The sequence below is a fragment of the Corallincola luteus genome (genome assembly GCF_004336975.1).
In the GTDB taxonomy this organism is placed as follows: domain Bacteria; phylum Pseudomonadota; class Gammaproteobacteria; order Enterobacterales; family Neiellaceae; genus Corallincola; species Corallincola holothuriorum.
In genome coordinates this window covers 1,211,021-1,231,004 of sequence record NZ_SJXE01000001.1, presented here as the reverse complement: position 1 = coordinate 1,231,004, position 19,984 = coordinate 1,211,021, and the positions used below count along the sequence as shown (strand labels likewise).

General features: G+C 50.2%; 20 protein-coding genes. All 20 read right to left on the bottom strand.

Annotated elements, in window-relative coordinates; all coding sequences use genetic code 11:
* Positions 1-47: 47 nt before the first annotated feature.
* A complete protein-coding gene (locus EZV61_RS05430) occupies positions 48-2,204 on the bottom strand; it encodes a chemotaxis protein CheA (RefSeq protein WP_114339742.1) in 2,157 nt (718 codons plus the stop codon).
* Positions 2,205-2,218: 14 nt separating this feature from the next.
* Positions 2,219-2,950, bottom strand: a complete 732-nt coding sequence (locus EZV61_RS05425) for a protein phosphatase CheZ (protein WP_114339743.1) — start codon at positions 2,948-2,950, stop codon at positions 2,219-2,221.
* Between the two features lie 21 nt (positions 2,951-2,971).
* Positions 2,972-3,355: a chemotaxis response regulator CheY gene (gene cheY / locus EZV61_RS05420; RefSeq protein ID WP_114339744.1), complete on the bottom strand. Its 384-nt coding sequence runs from the start codon at positions 3,353-3,355 to the stop codon at positions 2,972-2,974.
* 48 nt (positions 3,356-3,403) lie between these two features.
* Complete coding sequence (locus EZV61_RS05415; protein WP_114339745.1) at positions 3,404-4,120, bottom strand: RNA polymerase sigma factor FliA; 717 nt, start codon at positions 4,118-4,120, stop codon at positions 3,404-3,406.
* A gap of 4 nt (positions 4,121-4,124) precedes the next feature.
* Positions 4,125-4,997: a MinD/ParA family ATP-binding protein gene (locus tag EZV61_RS05410; protein WP_114339746.1), complete on the bottom strand. Its 873-nt coding sequence runs from the start codon at positions 4,995-4,997 to the stop codon at positions 4,125-4,127.
* Positions 4,990-6,456: a flagellar biosynthesis GTPase FlhF gene (gene flhF / locus EZV61_RS05405; protein WP_131414558.1), complete on the bottom strand. Its 1,467-nt coding sequence runs from the start codon at positions 6,454-6,456 to the stop codon at positions 4,990-4,992. The genes EZV61_RS05410 and flhF overlap by 8 nt, the downstream gene beginning before the upstream one ends.
* Positions 6,457-6,483: 27 nt before the next feature.
* Positions 6,484-8,598 carry a flagellar biosynthesis protein FlhA gene (gene flhA, locus EZV61_RS05400; protein WP_114339748.1) on the bottom strand — a complete coding sequence of 705 codons (2,115 nt, stop codon included), beginning with the start codon at positions 8,596-8,598 and terminating at the stop codon, positions 6,484-6,486.
* Positions 8,599-8,749: 151 nt separating this feature from the next.
* Positions 8,750-9,880 (bottom strand): flagellar biosynthesis protein FlhB, encoded by a 1,131-nt coding sequence (flhB, locus tag EZV61_RS05395; RefSeq protein ID WP_114339749.1) that lies wholly within the window; start codon positions 9,878-9,880, stop codon positions 8,750-8,752.
* A gap of 9 nt (positions 9,881-9,889) precedes the next feature.
* The gene (gene fliR / locus EZV61_RS05390; protein ID WP_233496541.1) at positions 9,890-10,657 is read right to left on the bottom strand and encodes a flagellar biosynthetic protein FliR; all 768 of its coding nucleotides are present in this window, start codon (positions 10,655-10,657) and stop codon (positions 9,890-9,892) included.
* An 11-nt stretch (positions 10,658-10,668) separates the two neighbouring features.
* The gene (gene fliQ / locus EZV61_RS05385; RefSeq protein ID WP_114339751.1) at positions 10,669-10,938 is read right to left on the bottom strand and encodes a flagellar biosynthesis protein FliQ; all 270 of its coding nucleotides are present in this window, start codon (positions 10,936-10,938) and stop codon (positions 10,669-10,671) included.
* Positions 10,939-10,948: 10 nt separating this feature from the next.
* Positions 10,949-11,701, bottom strand: coding sequence for a flagellar type III secretion system pore protein FliP (fliP, locus tag EZV61_RS05380; protein ID WP_114339752.1), 753 nt, complete (start codon positions 11,699-11,701; stop codon positions 10,949-10,951).
* A complete protein-coding gene (gene fliO, locus EZV61_RS05375) occupies positions 11,698-12,105 on the bottom strand; it encodes a flagellar biosynthetic protein FliO (protein ID WP_131414557.1) in 408 nt (135 codons plus the stop codon). Before fliO ends, fliP begins: the two co-directional genes overlap by 4 nt.
* Positions 12,102-12,521 (bottom strand): flagellar motor switch protein FliN, encoded by a 420-nt coding sequence (fliN, locus tag EZV61_RS05370; protein WP_114339754.1) that lies wholly within the window; start codon positions 12,519-12,521, stop codon positions 12,102-12,104. The genes fliO and fliN overlap by 4 nt, the downstream gene beginning before the upstream one ends.
* The gene (fliM, locus tag EZV61_RS05365; RefSeq protein ID WP_114339755.1) at positions 12,521-13,591 is read right to left on the bottom strand and encodes a flagellar motor switch protein FliM; all 1,071 of its coding nucleotides are present in this window, start codon (positions 13,589-13,591) and stop codon (positions 12,521-12,523) included. The genes fliN and fliM overlap by 1 nt, the downstream gene beginning before the upstream one ends.
* Positions 13,592-13,601: 10 nt before the next feature.
* Positions 13,602-14,135 carry a flagellar basal body-associated protein FliL gene (gene fliL / locus EZV61_RS05360; protein ID WP_130567887.1) on the bottom strand — a complete coding sequence of 178 codons (534 nt, stop codon included), beginning with the start codon at positions 14,133-14,135 and terminating at the stop codon, positions 13,602-13,604.
* A gap of 81 nt (positions 14,136-14,216) precedes the next feature.
* Positions 14,217-15,914, bottom strand: coding sequence for a flagellar hook-length control protein FliK (locus EZV61_RS05355; RefSeq protein ID WP_131414556.1), 1,698 nt, complete (start codon positions 15,912-15,914; stop codon positions 14,217-14,219).
* 101 nt (positions 15,915-16,015) lie between these two features.
* Positions 16,016-16,474: a flagellar export protein FliJ gene (gene fliJ / locus EZV61_RS05350; RefSeq protein WP_114339758.1), complete on the bottom strand. Its 459-nt coding sequence runs from the start codon at positions 16,472-16,474 to the stop codon at positions 16,016-16,018.
* 16 nt (positions 16,475-16,490) lie between these two features.
* Positions 16,491-17,888, bottom strand: coding sequence for a flagellar protein export ATPase FliI (gene fliI, locus EZV61_RS05345; protein WP_130567936.1), 1,398 nt, complete (start codon positions 17,886-17,888; stop codon positions 16,491-16,493).
* Positions 17,869-18,900: a flagellar assembly protein FliH gene (gene fliH, locus EZV61_RS05340; protein WP_131414555.1), complete on the bottom strand. Its 1,032-nt coding sequence runs from the start codon at positions 18,898-18,900 to the stop codon at positions 17,869-17,871. Before fliH ends, fliI begins: the two co-directional genes overlap by 20 nt.
* Before the next feature lie 27 nt (positions 18,901-18,927).
* A complete protein-coding gene (gene fliG, locus EZV61_RS05335; protein WP_114339760.1) occupies positions 18,928-19,980 on the bottom strand; it encodes a flagellar motor switch protein FliG in 1,053 nt (350 codons plus the stop codon).
* Positions 19,981-19,984 lie beyond the last annotated feature (4 nt).

Genomic DNA, 19,984 nt, shown 5'->3' with positions numbered 1-19,984 from the left:
GCCTTATCGGCCGCCTAGAATGCTAACGGCGACCTATCAATTCACTGTTATTTTTTTGCGTAATTTTTAAGCAGACTTGGCACATCCAAGATCAGTGCAATACCGCCATCACTTGTAATTGTTGCCCCGGCCATTCCCGGTGTGCCATGCAGCATTGCGCCGAGAGGCTTGATCACTACCTCTTCCTGCCCAATCAAAGAGTCAACAACAAAACCTATCTGCTGCGTCCCCTGCTGAACAATCACCACGTGTCCGTTGCCGCTTCTCGCTGGCGGTTTTGAACCAACCAACAGCCACTCGTCAAGGTAGAACAGCGGGATCGCTTTGTTACGAACAATGATAGTTAGCTGGCTATCGACCATGTTGGTCTTCGTCAGATCCAAGTGGAAGATCTCATTCACCGCAGCCAACGGCAGCGCGAATGTCTGTTTGCCGATAACCACCATTAATGTTGGTAAAATCGCCAACGTTAGCGGCACCTTAATCTCTAACGTGGTGCCTTTGCCCCGTTCCGAATCGATATAAACAGAGCCATTTAGCTGGGTGATCTTGGTTTTAACCACATCCATACCCACGCCACGGCCTGAAATATCTGAGATCTCAACTTTGGTTGAGAAGCCCGGAGCAAAAATCAGATTATAAGCTTCGTTATCGGACATCCTGGCGGCACTGTCTTCATCCAGTACCCCACGGGAAATAGCGATCTGCTTGAGTTTTTCTGGATCCATACCCGCGCCATCATCTTCGATGGTTAACAGGATATGGTCACCTTCCTGTGAAGCTGTCAGCTTCACTATACCGCAACGTGGCTTTCCAGAGGCCTCACGAATATCAGGCATCTCAATGCCGTGATCGACGGAGTTACGCACCAGATGCACCAAAGGATCTGCAAGCGCCTCAACTAGGTTTTTATCTAGATCGGTTTCTTCCCCTTCCAGTACCAGGTTGATCTCTTTCTTCAAGCTTCTGGCAAGATCTCGTACAACCCGGGGGAAACGACCAAATACTTTCTTGATCGGTTGCATCCGGGTCTTCATCACGCCGCCCTGCAAATCGGCAGTCACAACGTCAAGGTTCGCTACCGCTTTTGCCAGGTCTTCGTCATCACGACTAGCACCGACCAAACTCACCAAACGGTTACGTACTAAAACCAGCTCACCGACCATATTCATAATTTGGTCGAGTCTCGCCGTATCAACACGAACCGTGGCTTCCGCCTGAGGTGTCACAGGTTTAGCTGGCGCTTTAGGTTTTGCTGCCGCTGCGGGAGCTTTCGCCGCCGGCTTGGCGGGTGCTTTTGCCGCGGCTTCCTCCGCTTTAGGCTTCGCCGGTTCAGGTTTCGGTGTCGGTGCAGGTTTTTGCACTGGTGCCTTCGCTGCGGGCGCTGCCGGAGCGGCCCCCTCTAGGGTTGGCCCCTTTCCTTGACCATGAAGCTGATCCAATAACGCCTCAAACTCGTCATCCGAGATCTCATCATCACCAGCTGCAGGCGCAGGGTCCGAAGCTGGTGTTGCTGGTACATCAGGTTGACCACTGTGCTGACCTTTACCGTGCAACTGGTCTAATAGCGCTTCAAATTCATCATCGGTAATATCGCCATCATCTGCCGATGGTGCGGCGGACTCAACGGTAGGGCCACCACCTGGGCCATGTAGCTCATCTAATAAGGCTTCAAATTCATCATCTGAAATCTCATCAATGCCACCTTCCGCGCGATGCTGCTCCGCTTCAACCACCTCAGGGTCATTGGCGAGCTCTTCCACGACATCTTCAACGACAGGTTCAGATTCGGGTTCAGCAGGGGCTTCTGCACCTTCAGGCGAACTGAGACGATGCAGCTCGTGTAATAGCTCAGGGTCAGCGGCTGTGAGGGGTTCACCACCTTGAACCTGACCAAACATTTCATTGACGCTATCCAACGCTTGAAGGATCACATCCATCAACTCTGGGGTAACTTGTCTTTTTCCTTGGCGCAATACGTCAAAAACGTTCTCTGCGCCGTGGCAAGCATCCACAAGTTCAGCCAACGAAAGAAATCCTGCACCGCCTTTTACCGTGTGAAAGCCACGGAAAATTGCATTTAACAGGTCAGAATCTTCCGGATTGTTTTCCAAATCGACCAACTGTTCTTGCAGTTGTTCGAGAATTTCACCGGCTTCTACCAGGAAGTCCTGGAGGATTTCCTCATCAACTTCAAACCCCATGGGCGGCTTTCCCCTTAAAATCCGAGACTGGACAGAAGATCATCAACATCATCTTGATCGTTGACTACGTCTTCTCTCTCTGCTGCATCAACTATCGGGCCTTCAGCCTCAATTTGAGATGCACTGGTTTCTTCCACTTTCTCTGGAGCACCGAACACTTTCAGCAGATGAATGAGGTTGTCCTCAACTTCTGTTACTAATTCGATGACTCTCCGTATTACCTGTCCGGTTAGATCCTGAAAATCCTGCGCCATCAGAACCTCGGTCAGACGTTCTCTAAGTACATCTGAGTCCTTTTCGGCAGATTCAAGGAAATCATTAAGACTATGGCACAACTCTTTGAACTGACCCCGCTCTATCTGCCTCTCCATCAAGGATTTCCATGATGGCATTAGCTTGGCAAGCTCTGAATGCATACGATCAGCGATGGGCAGACTGGCATCCACGGCGTCCATCGTGCGGTTAGCCGCATCTTCAGTTTTCTCTAAAACGTAATTTAATCGTTGTGTCGCATCTGGAATATCGTCAGTGGCCAACTTACCTAAGCGCGGATCAAGTTGAAAATCCTGCAAAGCGTCATGCAATTGGCGTGTGAGTTTGCCGACCTCGGAAAACAGGTCGCTGGAGAACGCCGGATGCGACGTTGAAAGTAACTGCTGCGCCTTCGCTTCTTCCCCTTCTTCTAGGAGTGAAACCAAGTGTTTAGCCTGCTCAAGCGTTAAGCTTGGCAGATTTGAATCAGCCATAAAGCTCCCCTTTGCACCGCATTAACCCAGACGCTCAAAAACCTTGTCGAGCTTTTCTTTCAGCGTAGCGGCTGTAAAAGGCTTCACGATGTAACCGTTTACTCCGGCTTGAGCAGCAGCGATGATCTGTTCTTTCTTCGCTTCCGCTGTCACCATGAGTACCGGTAAGCTTTTCAGCTTATCGTCAGCTCTAATAGCACGTAATAAATCAATCCCCTGCATGCCTGGCATATTCCAGTCGGTGACAACAAAATCAAAATCACCACCCTGTAACATAGGCAGCGCAGTGTTGCCGTCATCGGCTTCATGAGTGTTGTTAAAACCCAGATCCCGCAGCAGGTTTTTGATGATGCGCCTCATCGTTGAGAAATCATCAACGATCAGAATTTTCATGCTTGTATCCAAGACGCCCTCCAGTGAGCTTTACGTGACTGTGACGCAACACAATGTTGGTCAGCTAGTCCAATGTTTCATTCTGGCTTTAAGCCGATGCATCGCCTGCGAGTGAATTTGACTGATACGTGATTCACTCACGTCCAGTACCTCCCCAATTTCTCGCAGATTTAGCTCTTCATCATAGTAGAGCGATAACACCAGCGCTTCCCGCTCTGGTAGGCTTTTGATGGCGGTCACAAGAGCGCTTTGAAAACGCTCTGATTCTATGCCATCAAAAGGCAGACTTCTTGTCGTATCCTGATCTCCGCTTATCACATCATCGGATACACCGAGATCTTCTAAGCCTATGATCTTCCCTGTACTTACTTCGTTAAGAATATGATGGTAGTCCTGCACCGTGATATCAAGTTTTTGAGCGATTTCTGTGTCCAATGCATCACGACCGAGCTCTTGCTCCAAGCTAGTGATGGCATCAGCAACACGCCGACTGTTACGGTGGACGGAACGAGGGGCCCAATCACCCTTACGGATCTCATCGAGCATGGCTCCACGAATGCGGATCCCGGCAAAGGTTTCAAAGCTAGCGCCTTTGGTGCCATCATAGTTTTTGCTGGCTTCCAGCAAACCTATCATGCCCGATTGGATCAAATCATCCAGCTGTACATTAGCTGGCAAACGCCCTTTGAGGTGGTGCGCGATACGCTTTACCAAACCAGCGTGTTGCTCAACAATCGTTTGGCGCTGCTCTGCGATATAGGCCGCGGCTTTATTCACGCGTTTATTCTTCGATTAATTCAGGGTTCTGTAGCAATTGTTCAATAAAAAACTCTAAGTGGCCTGTCGGTTGTGATGGAATCGGCCAATTCACAGCCTTGGCTGCCAAGGTTCTAAAAGCAATAGATGCAGCAGATTTTGGAAACGCATCAGCTACCACTTGTTGCTTACGTACCGCTTTACGCACGTTTTCGTCAAAAGGAATGGTCGCAACCAACTCTAATGCGACATCGAGAAAACGATCCGTGACTCGCGTAAGTTTAGCAAACAACTCCTGACCTTCCCGCAAGCTTCTCACCATATTGGCGACAATCTTAAAACGGAACACGCCGTGTTCGCGGCTTAATAGCTTGATCAACGCATAGGCGTCGGTAATTGAAGTGGGTTCATCACAAACCACCACCATGACATCCTGAGCTGCGCGAGAAAAACTCAACACCATCTCAGAGATACCTGCCGCAGTATCAACAAGCAGGACATCAAACTCCGTCCGCAATTCGCTAAACGCGCGGATCAGTCCAGCATGTTGCGTTGGCGACAATTCAACCATTGATTGTGTGCCAGAAGAGGCTGGAACGATCTTGATACCTTTGGGACCATCCAACAGGATGTCATCCAAATCGACTTCACCAGAAAGCACATGGGATAGATTATGCTGCACCCGCAGGCCTAGCATCACATCTACGTTACCCAAGCCTAAATCGGCATCCAGCACCAATACCCGCTTTCCCTGTTCGGCCATGGCCACTGCGGTATTGATCGACACATTCGTTTTGCCTACGCCACCTTTACCACCGGTGACGGCAATTACTTTTACCATCTGAGCGCGCTTCATTTTTCTTAAACCACTCGCCTGGTCGGAAAACTCATTAATCATATAATTCAGAATTCATCTCACTGAATGCATCGGTTGTCCAGAGATAACCCTCACCCTGGCTATTACTTTCCATCAGCTCTGTTGCTTTCGTCACAAGATATGCAGGATCTGCGACCTGAATATCTTCTGGAACCCTTTGTCCATCGGTAAGATACCCGATTGGCAAAGCGTTTTGAATTGTAACACTTAGAATTTCCCCTAAACTCAAACACTCATCAAGTTTGGTGAAAATACAACCTGCCAGCGGTATGCGACGGAAGTGAGAAACGGCTTCTTGTAATACTTGTCGCTGAGCCGTTGCCGATAACACCAAATAGTTCTTAATCTGATGCTCACTATTACTCATCAATGTCTGCAACTGTTCTGTCAAACGAGTATCACGCTGTCCCATTCCCGCGGTATCTATTAATACCAATGAGCGATGACGCAACTGGTGTAATACATTTGCTAACTCATCAGCGTCTTTCGCGACTTTTACCGGACAACCAAGAATACGACCGTAAGTCGACAGCTGCTCATGAGCACCGATACGGTAGGTATCTGTTGTAACTAACGCCACCTGATCCACACCATATTGCATCGCATAACGCGCAGCGATTTTGGCGATAGTCGTGGTCTTACCAACCCCTGTTGGTCCCAACAGGGCAACAATACCGCCGTCACGCATGATTTCATCATTATTAGTCAATAATTGGTCGGCGACCAGCTGTTGAACTTTAGGCCATGCTTCATGCCCGGCCATATCTTCGGGAATATAGCAGGCCAGTTGGTCTGCCAGTTCATCAGCAAACCCCATGCTTTTAAGCTGTTTAACCAGCATGGCACGCATTGGCTCTCTACGCTCAACTTCTTGCCACATCAACCCAGACAGTTGGTGTTCTAGAAGTTTACGCAGCTGCGCCATCTCAGCTTTCATCTGCTCCATGTCACTATTATTGCTGCCACGAGAAGGCGACTGAGGTCGCAATGAAGCCGCCGCTGCAGAACGTTCAAATTCGTTACGTTGACCGATGGGCTGCGGCGCTTGTCTCGAAGCCAATGGCCGTTGTGCAGAAGCACCCATAGGCGGCATTGACTCATCAGCTGACGATAATGCCTCTGGCGACATGGCTGACTTGTTCTGACGAGATAACAGTGCCTGGAGGGAATCCGCTACAGGCTCCTGTTCTGGCATCTTCTTATGAATACGCGCTTCAGCAATTGGCTTTGGCGGTTGCTGACGAGCGACCTGATTCAATTTGTTTCGTAAGCTGGCGAATGATGGCTCACCTTCCATGCTTGCCGCCGGCGCTGCTTTTTCAGTTTTCTTTTTCGCGGCGTCGTAATCAACGGCAGCAACAATTTCAATACCACCGGTCACTTTCTTATTGGACATGATGACAGCATCCGCACCCAAGGTTGCTTTAACTTCGTTTAATGCTGTGCGCATATCTTTGGCAAAAAAACGCTTAATCTTCATGTCCTACTCTCCGTTGCCAGGCAACTTCTACTGTCCGATAGACGAGATAATCTTTATCTGCTTGTCGTCAGGTATCTCCTGATACGACAGCACTCGCAGGCTAGGAATTGTATTCTTCACAAAACGCGATAGCGTTGAGCGAAGGATCCCTGAGGTCAGTAAGATGGCTGGTTGCCCTGCCAATTCTTGCTGCTGGGCTGATTCAATCAAAGCCCCCTGCATCCGCTCGGCCAACCCAGGTTCAATACCTGCACCTTCATTTCCGGCGGCCTGCATAGACTGGTGCAACATCTGTTCCAACTCTGGCGCCAATGTGATAACTGGCATTTCTTCGTCTATCCCATTGATTTCTTGGCAGATCATCCGACGAAGAGAGATTCGACAAGCCGCAGTCAGGACGTCAGGATCTTGACTCTTCATCGCGTACTCTTTTAACGTCTGGATGATGCTACGCATATCTCGCACGGGCACACCTTCATTCAGCAGGTTTTGCAGTACCTTGGCGATATGGCCTAACGGCAACATTTCAGGTACCAAACCTTCAACCAGCTTCGGATAGTTTTTCGCGAGAATATCCAATAGATTCTGCACCTCTTCGTGACCCAGTAAGCTTGCGGCATTGTTGGTCAACACTTGTGACAGATGTGTGGCGACAACCGTTGCCGCGTCAACCACGGTATATCCGAGTGTTTGGGCATGTTCACGCTGATCAGGTGAGATCCAGGTTGCTTCTAGGCCAAAGGCCGGATCTTTTGTGTCGATACCATCGACACGACCAAACACTTGCCCTGGATTGATGGCCATCTCGCAATCATGACGGATCTCCGCTTCCCCGACAGAAACGCCCATCAATGACACGCGATAAGTATTTGGTGGCAGATCTAAATTATCCCGAATATGCACAGCGGGCACGAGGAAGCCAAGTTCTTGACTCAACTTACGACGCACGCCCTTAATACGATTAAGTAACTCACCACCTTGGCCTTTATCAACCAGCGGAATGAGACGATAACCCACTTCCAGACCAATGATATCCACTGGGCGAACATCATCCCAACCCAACTCTTTCGGCGCTGCCGCGGCGGCAGCCGCCTGCTGTTCTGGGCTGGCAGCTTTGGCTGCCGCCTCGGCTTCCGCAAGTGCTGCAGCGGCCCGGCGACGGTGCATCAGGTAAGCCATACCGCCCGCAGCAAACGCCAGCGTTAAGAAAGCCAGGTGGGGCATGCCCGGTACAATGCCCATCAGGAACAGTAAGCCAGCGGAGATAATCAGCGCTTTCGGGTTATCAAACATCTGTGACAACACTTGCTGCCCCATGTCAGCCGAGGCGCTTTGACGTGTCACCATAATGGCGGCACCGATAGAGAGGAGCAGCCCAGGGATCTGCGCCACCAAACCGTCACCGATAGTCAGTAGGGTGTAGATCTCTAGCGCTTCAGAAAACGCCAGATCATGCTGCACCATACCGATGATAAAACCGCCGATCACGTTAATAAATAGAATAAGAATACCGGCGACAGCATCACCTTTAACGAACTTACTGGCACCATCCATCGAGCCATAAAAGTCTGCTTCACGGGCAATGTCATCCCGTCGAGTTCTTGCCTGATCCTGGCTGATTAAACCGGCATTCAGGTCGGCATCAATAGCCATCTGTTTGCCGGGCATCGCATCCAAAGTAAAGCGCGCGCTTACTTCAGAAATACGCCCTGCGCCTTTAGTAACTACTACAAAGTTAATAATAACCAGAATGGCAAACACCACCAGGCCGACGGCGTAGTTGCCACCAATCACCACAGAGCCAAACGCCTCAATCACATTACCCGCGGCGTCAGGGCCTTCATGACCACGCAATAACACCACTCGTGTTGAAGCAACGTTCAACGCCAAACGCAGTAAAGTAGTTACCAGAAGTACGGTAGGGAAAGCGGCGAACTCTAACGGCCGCAGCGTATAGATGGTGACTAATAAGACCACCAACGCCAGCGCAATATTGAATGAGAACAGCATATCCAGCAGCAGTGCAGGCATCGGCAACACAACCATGGCCAACGCTGCCAATACAATAATCGGCGCCCCGATCCCTTGGATCTGACGTACCCGTTGAAAATCCAGACTGCCTAATGTTGCTTTAAGATCCATAACTCACTGCGACACAAAATTGACTCTAGGACTGATTCTGCAAGAGTCAGGCCAGCACTAAGTCAATTAAGAGATGAGCGCTAGAATAGAAGAGGAATAAAACAGCACGGAGGCGAAAAAGCGTATTAAGCGGTGAATAGAATGACCGACATTAATGCTTTAGTTCATCCGGGATAGGTAACTCTTTTGGCAGAGGCGTAGGCTTTTTCCCGGTGCCCTTCTTGTACTCATTTAACTGGTATACATAAGCGAGCACTTGGGCAACCGCAACGAACAGACCGTCCGGGATCTCCTTGCCCAGCTTCGTGGTGTAGTAAATTGCCCGAGCCAATGGCGGTGCCACCATTATTGGCACCTCTTTTTCACGGGCAATCTCACGGATCTTCATCGCCACCTCGTCATTACCTTTTGCGATAACTCGCGGTGCGCTGACGCCATTCACATCATACTTCAAAGCCACGGAATAGTGCGTCGGGTTAGTCACCACGACATCCGCTTTCGGCACATCACCCATCATTCGGCGTTGAGCAATTTCTCGCTGCATCTGACGAACGCGCCCCTTCACTTCCGGACGCCCTTCTACATCTTTCATCTCATCGCGCACCTCTTGCTTGGTCATGCGCAGCTGTTTGGTGTGATTCCAGATCTGAAACGGCACATCGATCGCGACAATAAACAGTAGCGAAAGACAGAGAATGATAAACATGAACAGCAGCAGCTCTACAGCATGGGCGATGTTGCCAGGAAAAGACTCGACACTGATATGCAGGATCTCTTCGAATTTAAACGACAGCAATAAGAATGCAAACAGGGCAATAAATGCAAATTTCGCCACCGCCTTCAGCAGCTCCACCAGCGCTTGCACCCCAAACATCCGCTTAAAGCCTTTGGCCGGCGACATCTTACTCAACTTGGGAGCCATCGCTTGACTACTAAAGGTGATCCCCCCCATCAAAATGGAGCCAGCCAGCGTTGCCACGAACAACATGGCAATAAAGCCCCCCATGGGAAAGAGCAGTTGCATCAGCGCATCGGGCCAGGCACTCATCATCTGGTTAACGTCGTGGCTCTCATCACGGTTCAACGTAAACAGACGCTTCATAACCTTAGCGAGCGTTTCGGCCAGCGATTGGCCAAAGATCATCATGCCAAATGCCGATGCCAGCAATACCGCAGCGGTATTAAGCTCCTTAGAGCGAGCAACCTGGCCTTTTTCTCGTGCCTGTTGTAATCGTCGGGGTGTGGGGTCTTCTGTACGTTCCTGATCGGTATCTTCAGCCATACGACGCCTCTAACACGGATCATTAAGCACTTGGCACATCAGGGCGACGCCCCGGTACCATTGCGCTTCAAAGTGGCCAACGAAGTTACCCAAGGTAAGCCAGATAATAAGCAACCCTGACAACATAGTAACGGGAAAGCCGATGGTGAAAATATTCAACTGTGGTGCCGCCCGAGTCATGACACCAAATGAGAAGTTAATCAATAACAGCGCGACCAGCGCACTCAACGCCAAAGCTAAGCCACCGGCAAATACCCAACTCATCCAGCGAGCCACCGCATCAAACTGAGGCGCCTCAATACCATTCGCGCCGACCGGCAAGGTGTGGAAGCTTTCAATGATGATGCGGATCATCAACAGGTGGCCATCGATGGCAAAAAACAGCAATGTTGCCAGCATCAGGTAAAACTGACCAATAACCGGCACTGATTGACCGTTACTAGGATCAACCAGCGAAGCAAACCCCAAACTAGTTTGCATCCCCACCACCTGACCGGCGACCACAAATGTATGCAGCGCTAGCACCGAGATGAAGCCTGTTAAGGTACCAATGATCACCTGATGCATGGTAACCAGAGCACCTTGAATAGAAAATGGATCAATCGGTGGAGGGGCCGGCAACGCGGGCACGGCGGCCAGTGTCACAGCAACAGACAAACCTAAACGGATGCGTGTCGACACATTTTGCGTGCCAAGCGCAACCATCACCATCAACATGGAGGATATACGCACCAATGGCCAAAGATAACTGGCCATGGTTTCCATGATGATCGACATGGGAAATTCCATCAGCCAATAACCATGGGGATCTCTTTAATCATATTAATGGTGAAATCCATCAATACGCGAACCAGCCAATTGGCGAGAAACATCAACGTCAACAGAGTGACAATCAGGCGGGGTAAAAAGCTAAGGGTTTGTTCATTAATCGACGTCGCGGCCTGAAATACCGCCACCACTAAACCAATACCCAAAGAGGGTAAAATAATCGCAGCGACCATGGTCAACACCACAAACAGTGCATCACGGAAGATGTCGACAAACATTTCTGGGCTCATGAGGTACCTCCTAGAGACCGAAACTGGTCGCTAACGTGCCCATCACTAGGTTCCATCCATCCACTAACACAAACAACATCAGTTTAAACGGTAGAGAAACAATCATCGGCGACAGCATCATCATACCCATCGCCATCAAAACGCTGGCAACCACCAAATCGATAATCAAAAACGGAATGAATAGCATAAAACCGATCTGAAATGCCGTTTTCAACTCACTGGTAATGAATGCTGGGATTAGCACCGTCATCGGTACATCTTCCGGTGCAGTCACCTGATCTTGAAGGCCAGCGATCTCAACAAAAGTTTCCAGATCTTTAACCCGAGTTTGTCCCAACATAAATTCACGAAATGGCATCTTGGCCTGAGTGAACGCGTCATTCATTGCCAACCTTTCATTCATGTAGGGCTCAACAGCATTGTCATACACCTGATTGAGCACAGGTGACATGATAAAAAATGATAAAAACAGTGAGATACCAACAATGACCTGATTCGAAGGCGTTTGCTGCAACCCCATCGCTTGTCTAAGAATAGCTAGCACCACGGTAATGCGGGTAAAAGAGGTCATCATAATGACAATCGCTGGCAAGAAAGTCAGCATGGTCATTAACGCGAGGATCTGCAGCGTCACCGAATAACTTTGTGAGCCGTCTGCCCCCGTAGTCACAGTCACGGCGGGCAGCGCGGTGCCAATAGGATCCGCGGCGAAAACGTTAGGCGCCAACAACACTAAACTGGTGAGAATGAGCGTCCTTATCATGATTTTTCCGTCTTATTCAAAAATCCACGAAGCTTTTCCTGAAACAGCAACGGCATCGCCTGTGCAGAGTCGGCGGTGTCCAGCGATATAGGCTCGTCAAAGGTATGCAACAGGTTTATCTGTTGTCCGGTGACACCGAGCAGGAGTTGCTTATCACCTAAAGAGACCAATACAACCCGTTCGTTGCGACCCAGCGCTAAGGTGGCAACAACTTTCATTGCACCACGGCCACCACCGGCACCAATATTAAATCGGCGCAGTAGCCAAGCCAAAATAAGAATAATGGCTAAAACAGTGATCAGAGAAAACAACAGGGAGAGCAGTTGTGACGTAGCAACGCCGCCACCAGCACTGGGTTGTGCGACGACAGGCGCTGAAAATAACAGCAAATTAGCGATACTCACTTGAGTTTCTTGATCCGCTCAGTTTGACTAATCACATCCGTTAGACGGATACCAAATTTGTCATTCACCACCACCACCTCACCATGAGCGATGAGGGTTCCATTGACCAATACATCCAGAGGCTCACCGGCCACACGATCCAGCTCAACCACCGATCCCTGATTTAACTGCAATAGGTTACGAATGCTTATCTGACTACGCCCCACTTCCATCGAAATGGTAACAGGAATATCCAGAATGGTATCCAGGCGGCGCTTCTCTTCAGCAGTGAGAGAGGTTTCTTCCTCTTCCAGCTCCTCAAATTCCGCGACTTCAGTCGTCGCCGCTACGTCTTCTACCAGACCTGCTTCGGCTGCTTCTTGCTCAGCAAAAGCCGCAGCCCAATCATCAGGGATATCTTCATTATCATCACTCATCAGGGCTCCCCTATGGTTCGTTCGAGTTCTTCTAATTCGGCTTCGCTATCAATGCGAACGCCTTGTCGGGTGACCATCTCCAGATCTGACTTCACAGATTCAGGACGTTTAATCTTTTCGGCGATTTTAAGCGCTAAATTGTCTCTGGATCGGCCTAACTTGGCGCGATAAGTCGGTAGCTCTTCGACATACACGGTGGCATGCTCCGGCATCTCCACCGGGATCACATCGCCCACCTTGAGCTCCATAATCTCTTTTAAACTTAAAACCTTATCCAATAACATTGCATGAAGACCCACCGGCACGTCCATGATCTCATCACGCAACGCCTTAGACCAACGCATGTCAGTGTCTTCTTTATCACTCTGTACACCGGCATCAAGCAGTTCACGAATAGGCTCAAGCATCGAATAGGGCAAAGCGATGTGGAAATCACCACCACCACCATCCAGTTCGATATGGAATGAGCTCACCACAATCACTTCAGTTGGACTGACAATATTCGCCATGGCGGGGTTAACTTCTGAATCGAGATATTCGAATTCACTGTCCATCACCGGCGCCCAAGCTTCGCGATAATCCTCAAAGATAATCTTCAGCAGCATCTGAATAATACGGCGCTCGGTCGGCGTAAATTCACGACCTTCGATCTTGGCGTGATAACGACCATCACCACCAAAAAAGTTATCCACCAAGATGAAGACCAATCTGGCTTCCATGGTGATAAGCCCGGTACCTTTCAATGGACGAAAACGCACCATGTTAAGTGATGTAGGTACAAATAGAGTGTGTACATATTCACCAAACTTAATCATCTGTACGCCGTTGATCGACACCTCAGCGGTGCGGCGCATCATATTGAATAAGCTGATCCGCATATGGCGGGCAAAGCGTTCATTAACGATCTCCAGGGTCGGCATACGACCCCGAACAATTCGGTCTTGAGAAGAGAAGTCATATTGAGCAGCACCGTCGCCGCCACCATCACTGGCCTCATCCTCTTCGACGTCATCAACACCATGTAACAGCGCATCAATTTCGTCTTGTGATAAAAGATCGCTTACCGCCATAGGACTATGCTCACTGCATCACGAAGCCGGTGAATAACACTTGTTCCACCACTTCCGTACCTTCCAATCCCTGCAGAGCAGACTTAATGTCAGTCAATGCCTGCTCGCGGAGACGCTCTTTTCCTTCCAGCGTGGACAATTCGTCTGCGTTGGCGCCTGAAAAGGTTTTTAACAAGGTGCCTTCAATCATCGGAATATGTTTTTTTGCTAACGATTCGTTATTGCCACCACGTACCAAAAGTTGCACTTTTATCTGTACCAGGCGGTCTCGCCCTTGCCCCGGCACGTTAAAAACAAACGGTCTAGGCAATGCAACATAGAGCGCATTACCTGTCGTTGCGTCTTCACCACTGGCCGCAGGCTGGGCTCCTTCTGCCGCCGGTGCACTCTCATCCGCCACTGGCTGCGCATCATCACCACCAGACAAAAAGTAGAACGCTGCACCAGCGCCAAGGAGGACAACCACCACAGCGATGATGATCAGCATCACCGGCTTCTTTTTACCTTCACTATCGTCGAGCTCTAATTCCAGATCTTCAGCCATAATCGTTCGTTTTTTCAGCGTAATTTATGAGGGATATAACCTGCGAAAAGCTAACATATTTTTGCAGGCGCTCCTATCGGCTCAAGCGAAGTAATCAACCCTACCCTGCGCAATCTGGCGCTGGATCACAGGGATATCAATTTCGGCTTCAAGCATCTCATCCTGTGCTTGCTCCCAAGCTAATGCAGGATCCGACTCCGAATCTTCCATCTGCTGTTGCTGACTTTGTTGCTGCGATACTTCAGTATCACCCAATGCAATCCCCTGCTGCTGCAACAATTCCCTGAGTCTAGGCAAGGTTTGCTCTAGCATCTCTTTCGCTTGCTGGTTTTGCGTCACAATCTGCACCTGAGCCTGCTCATTTTGCACCTGAACTCTTACCATCATCGAGCCTAACTCTGGCGGATCAAGGCGAATTTCTGCGCGGTTCAAGCCACCAGCCACCATCAACATCATACGTTCACGCAGCTGTCCGGCTGCCTGCTCCTGCTGGCGAATATCTACCGCCTGTTGCAGCAAGGTTTGAATGTCGGCGCGTGCTTGCTGTACCGGCGTTTGTTGGCTTGTTTGCTGATGCTGAGGCGTCATTCCAAAATCAATACGTTCAGCCCCCGTCGCCGTTGGGGTTGAAGCAATCGCGGAAACAAGCGGCTCCGCAGCTCTGGCACCCAACTCACTATTCGCTACCGCTTTGGCTATCGGTGCCAGCGCCTGCTCAGCTTCACCATCTAAAGCGGCGTCATCACTGCCACTACTTAGGGCTTCAAACAGTGCCTGCTTAGATTCTTCTACGCTTTCGCTACTGGCATCGGTTGCAATTGAAGCGGTCAACCCGGCGGGTGTCCCCTTATTTGCTTTTGCGTGCAGTTGATTGAACGCTGTATCGCTAAAAGCTGTCGCTGGATTACCGTTCGTTGCATTAACGGTTGCAGCTGTCTGAGCCGCAGCAAGCGGAGTCACACTCACCTGCTCATCAGGCTGCTCAGGGGCTAAGAAGCCACCACCATGGCTAAGAGTGTTAGCTGTCGGCTCATCAACTTCAACCTCGCCGTCTTTACTTTGCAGCGTCGCATCAAGCGTTAGATCCGAAGTGACCCTACCAGCAGTCTCTTGATCCAAATTAGGATCTGAAGCTTCTGCCATAGCCCAATCAACATTGACTGAGGTCTTTATCAGCTCATCGCTGTTCTCTAATAGGCTATCTTCTCCGGGAGGAGCCTCTATTACCTTAGTTGTACTACTGAACAGCGGCTCTTCGTCAGCCACCAACGAATTATCAACCACCTCAGCAACAACATCCGCTTCAGTCACTCGCGGCTGTAATGTTTTCTCTGACCAAGCGAGAAGGTCCAACATGTTATCAGGGGAGTCAGGCGCAGTAGGCAGCTCAGATGCGAACTCTACCAGCACGTTACCATTTTCATCGGTGACAGGTTCAGACTCCGGTGCTAAATCAATACTGTTGTCGGGCTTGACCAACATCTGTTTAACATCAGGCTCGATCTGCCCACTTTCATCGCTAGGTAAACTCAAACCCAGCTTTGCCAGCAAGGCATTCAAATCACCTTCATCACCCAGTTGCTGTTGCAATGACTCCAGCCAATCGGCACTGATCTCTTCGCCCTCAGCCATCGCTTGATTGAAGGCGGCAAGGGTTTGCTGCAAGGTATCAGAGAATTGCGCGCCATCGCCGTCCCCCTCCACTTGCGCAGAGAAAAGACCACCAAACAGACCCGCTTCTTGCTCACTCAGCCCATTAGTCATCTGCACCGAAGCCATGCTCACCTCTTAGGTACGGCAATTATTGCCGCTTTTGCCATTCTATTTATCCAGATACAAGTACTAAGCAAATCTCATTCCAAAACGAAAAAATGGAGCACTTAGCTATTACGGGCGCTCATCAGACGCCGCACAAGCTGTTGTGAAGAGAACTCATCGGCTTGTTTCTGCTCTAGGCGGCTCTCTTTCAATGCCTTGGCCGCTTTGCTTTTTTCGATCAACAGATCGATAGCGTTACGTTTTTGTCGGCTGCGATCCCATTGCGCTTTGCGCTCTATTTGCGCTCGTCTTGCTTCGGAGATCTTTTGTTGCTGCCCCACGATCACACCATCCAATCGTTCTAAAAACTGCTGGAATTGGATATAAACTGCCGAGCCCATGCCGCCATTGCCACGCGACCTAAGCTGATGCAGATAATCAAAGCGATACTGTTGCAATAGTGTCTCCTGCTGCTCTTCTGCCATCACACGATCTGCCGCTTGCTTCAATAATCTAGCCGCTTGTTGCTCCTCCTCCTCGGCTAGTTTAGCCACCAACAAGAGCTGCTCTATCTTCGCCATCTCGCTCTCCTAGTGGTTACATCATGCCTTGTTGCGGTGGCATGCCTTGCGCGGCATTTTGTTGGCTCTGCTGCACGCTCTGCATTAACACCTGCTGCAGTGCTTGCAGGCAGCCATCATAAGGTTTGGTATCTTTCATGCCCTGCTGTAAGAAGTCATTTATCACAGGCATCATTTTGATCGACAGATCAACTTCGGGATCACTACCACGGGCATAGGCACCAATAGAGATGAGATCGCGGTTACGTTGATAAGTGGCATAGATCTGCTTCAGGCGGCGCGCCAGTAGCTGGTGCTGTTCACTTGTGACCATTGGCATCACCCGGCTGATCGACTTCTCAATATCAATCGCAGGATAATGTCCTTCGTCAGCCAGCTCACGGGACAACACGATGTGACCGTCAAGAATCGCTCGAGCGGCATCGGCGATAGGATCTTGCAAATCATCCCCTTCCACCAGCACGGTGTAAAAGGCAGTAATAGAGCCTTGCCCTTCGCCACCATTCCCGGCACGCTCCACCAGCTGAGGTAACTTGGCAAACACTGATGGCGGGTAGCCTTTGGTGGCAGGCGGCTCACCAACCGCCAGAGCGATCTCCCGTTGTGCTTGGGCAAAACGGGTCAATGAATCCATTAACAACAAAACATTGAGCCCTTGATCGCGGAAATACTCGGCAATAGAGACCGCCGTTTCACAACCTTTGAGACGCATCAATGGCGAAGCATCAGCCGGAGCTGCAACGACGACGGCGCGGCGTCGTCCCTCATCGCCCAAAATATCGTCAATAAATTCTTTAACTTCTCGACCACGCTCACCAATCAGACCGACGACAATGACATCTGCGGTGGTACCGCGGGTCATCATCCCTAACAAGACACTTTTACCCACCCCGGAACCAGCAAATAGACCCATACGCTGCCCTTCACCTATCGTCAGCGCGCTATTAATTGCCGTCACACCAACATCCAGAGGCTTCTCTATAGAGCGGCGTAACATCGGATTAATTGGTTCAGCTTTTACTGAGGCGCGTTCATTGGTGATCAGGGGACCACGACCGTCAATGGGATGACCATTGCCATCAACCACACGTCCTAATAGCTCCATCCCGACGGGAATACCATACTCGCTAGAAGTCGGAGTCACCTTGGCACCAGGCACCACCCCTTTAACTTCGCCACTGGGCATCAAATAAAGGATCTCACCAGCAAAGCCAACCACTTCGGCTTCGATCTCCCCTTCCAGGGTTTCAACTTTACAACGACTACCAATTGGCGCTCGGCAGCCCACCGCTTCAAAGGTGAGCCCAACCACACGGGTCAACATGCCAGACACGACCGGTTTAGGCACTCGAATAGATTTACGGTAGTGATTGAACTGAGAAACCAGCGCAGCGCTATTTCTGAGGTTGTGCATCACTGTCATCCTCATCTGCTGGCAGTTGTTCAGCAGACGGTTCGTCGACCTGCGCTGCGCTTGCAACATTCTCTGCCGCATCGTCAGTGCTTGGTTCTATCGACTCAGGCATTGCAGGTGTATCAGCTAAGCTGTCGTCATGACTCTGTTCAATTTCAGCTTCGCTCTGCTCACGCGGAGAGTCAGCCATACCGACGCTTTCCGGCGCCAGCACTTTCGCATCATCCAGCGTTACCGCGGGCACACTCTGATGCAGGAACCTCTCCATTAACTCTTTCACCCGCTGCTTAAGTGACACGCTAACATAAGATTGTTCAGAGGTGATTTGGCAGTCACCACGATTAAGCGTTGGGTCCGGCGACACAAGCCAACCACGCTCGGAGAGCATCTCTTCCGTGAACGATTGCTCTACAAGCGCGACGTCGTCGGGATTCAAACTGATAGATAGTTTTCGTGCAGACAATGGCAAGGCATGGGTCGCCTCGCGTAGCACTTTTAGGATCACTTCAGGATTCGTGTCAATTTCACAGCGGATCACCTCTTCCGCCAATTCCACAACTAAACCAACCAAGCTTTGCTCGACTTCACTATCCACGTGCATAAGCGGTTTTTCTAACTGCCGAGCCAACGCCGACCAAACTTGCGCGCGCTCTTCGATGATTGCTGCACCGGCCGCTTCTCCTTCTCGCTGGCCATTTACCAGCCCTTCGCTGTGACCTTTTTCTAAACCCTCTTTGTGACCCGCTTCATAGCCTTTTGCATGCCCCTCTTCATGGCCTTGCAACATCCCCTCTTCATAGGCCGCTTTACGAATAAGCTCTAGCTCTTCTGCGGTCAGAACCGGGATCTCTTCCTCTTCCTCAACGATAACTTCGTGATTTTCGCCCGGTTTAAGGCCTAATGCATTGGTGGGCAGCGCTTCATAATCAACCTCTTCGGTGACATCAGGCATTGCCCAAGGATCGACGGTATCGTCTCCCTCTCGAGGAGGTTTAATATAGCGTTGGCTCATCCGCTTACGCTCCCAAGCTGTGCCGAATTAGAGGAACTCTTCACCGCCACCAGCGCCTCCCAACATGATTTCACCCGAGTCAGCCAGACGACGGGCAATGGAGAGGATCTCTTTCTGAGCCGCTTCAACCTCACTGATCCGCACTGGTCCCATCGCTTCAAGGTCATCTTTAAGCATTTCCGCAGCACGCTTGGACATGTTGTCATAAACTTTATTTTTCAGCGTATCATCGGCACCTTTCAGCGCTTTCAGCAGCTGCTCTTGTGGCACCTCGCGCAACAGCGCCTGAATACCACGATCATCGACATCAACCAGATTCTCAAACACAAACATCAGATCCTGGATCTGTTGTGCCATCTCTTCGTCATTTTCACGAATTGAATCCATCAACTGCCCCTCAATATTGGTATCGAGGTAGTTCATTATGTTGGCAGCCGCTTTCAGGCCACCCATTTTCGCCGCTTGCGCGCCAGACTGACCAGCAAACTGTTTCTCCATGATCTCATTCAACTCTTGCAAGGCGGCCGGTTGCACCTCTTCAAGGTTGGCAATACGCATGGTGAGATCAAGACGAACCTTTTCCGGAAACTGGTTAAGAATTTCTGCCGATTGCTCAGGCTCTAGGTAGGACAACACAATAGTTTGAATTTGCGGGTGTTCATTGAGAATGATATTCGCCACCTGACGGGCATCCATCCATTTCAATGAATCCAGGCCTTTGGCACCGCCACCCATAATGATCTGATCAATCAAGTTTCCGGCTTTGTCTTCACCCAATGCTTGGGTTAAGGCATTACGCACAAACTCTTCACTATCTAAGCCGATGCTCGAGTACTTCTGAATATCGTCGAGAAACAGGTTGTGGACCGCGCTAATTTTGTCTTGCGAAAAGTCCTGCATGCCTGCCATCGCCATCCCCACTTTCTGTACCTGCTTAGGCTCTAAGTGGCGGAGGATCTGCGCGGCGTCTTCCTCGGTTAAGCTCAATAGCAATATCGCAACCTTATCGAACGCAGCAATCGAATCAACATCGAACTCCTGGCTGCCAGCGGCTTCGTCTTTTGCGTTTTCTTCTGCCATTACC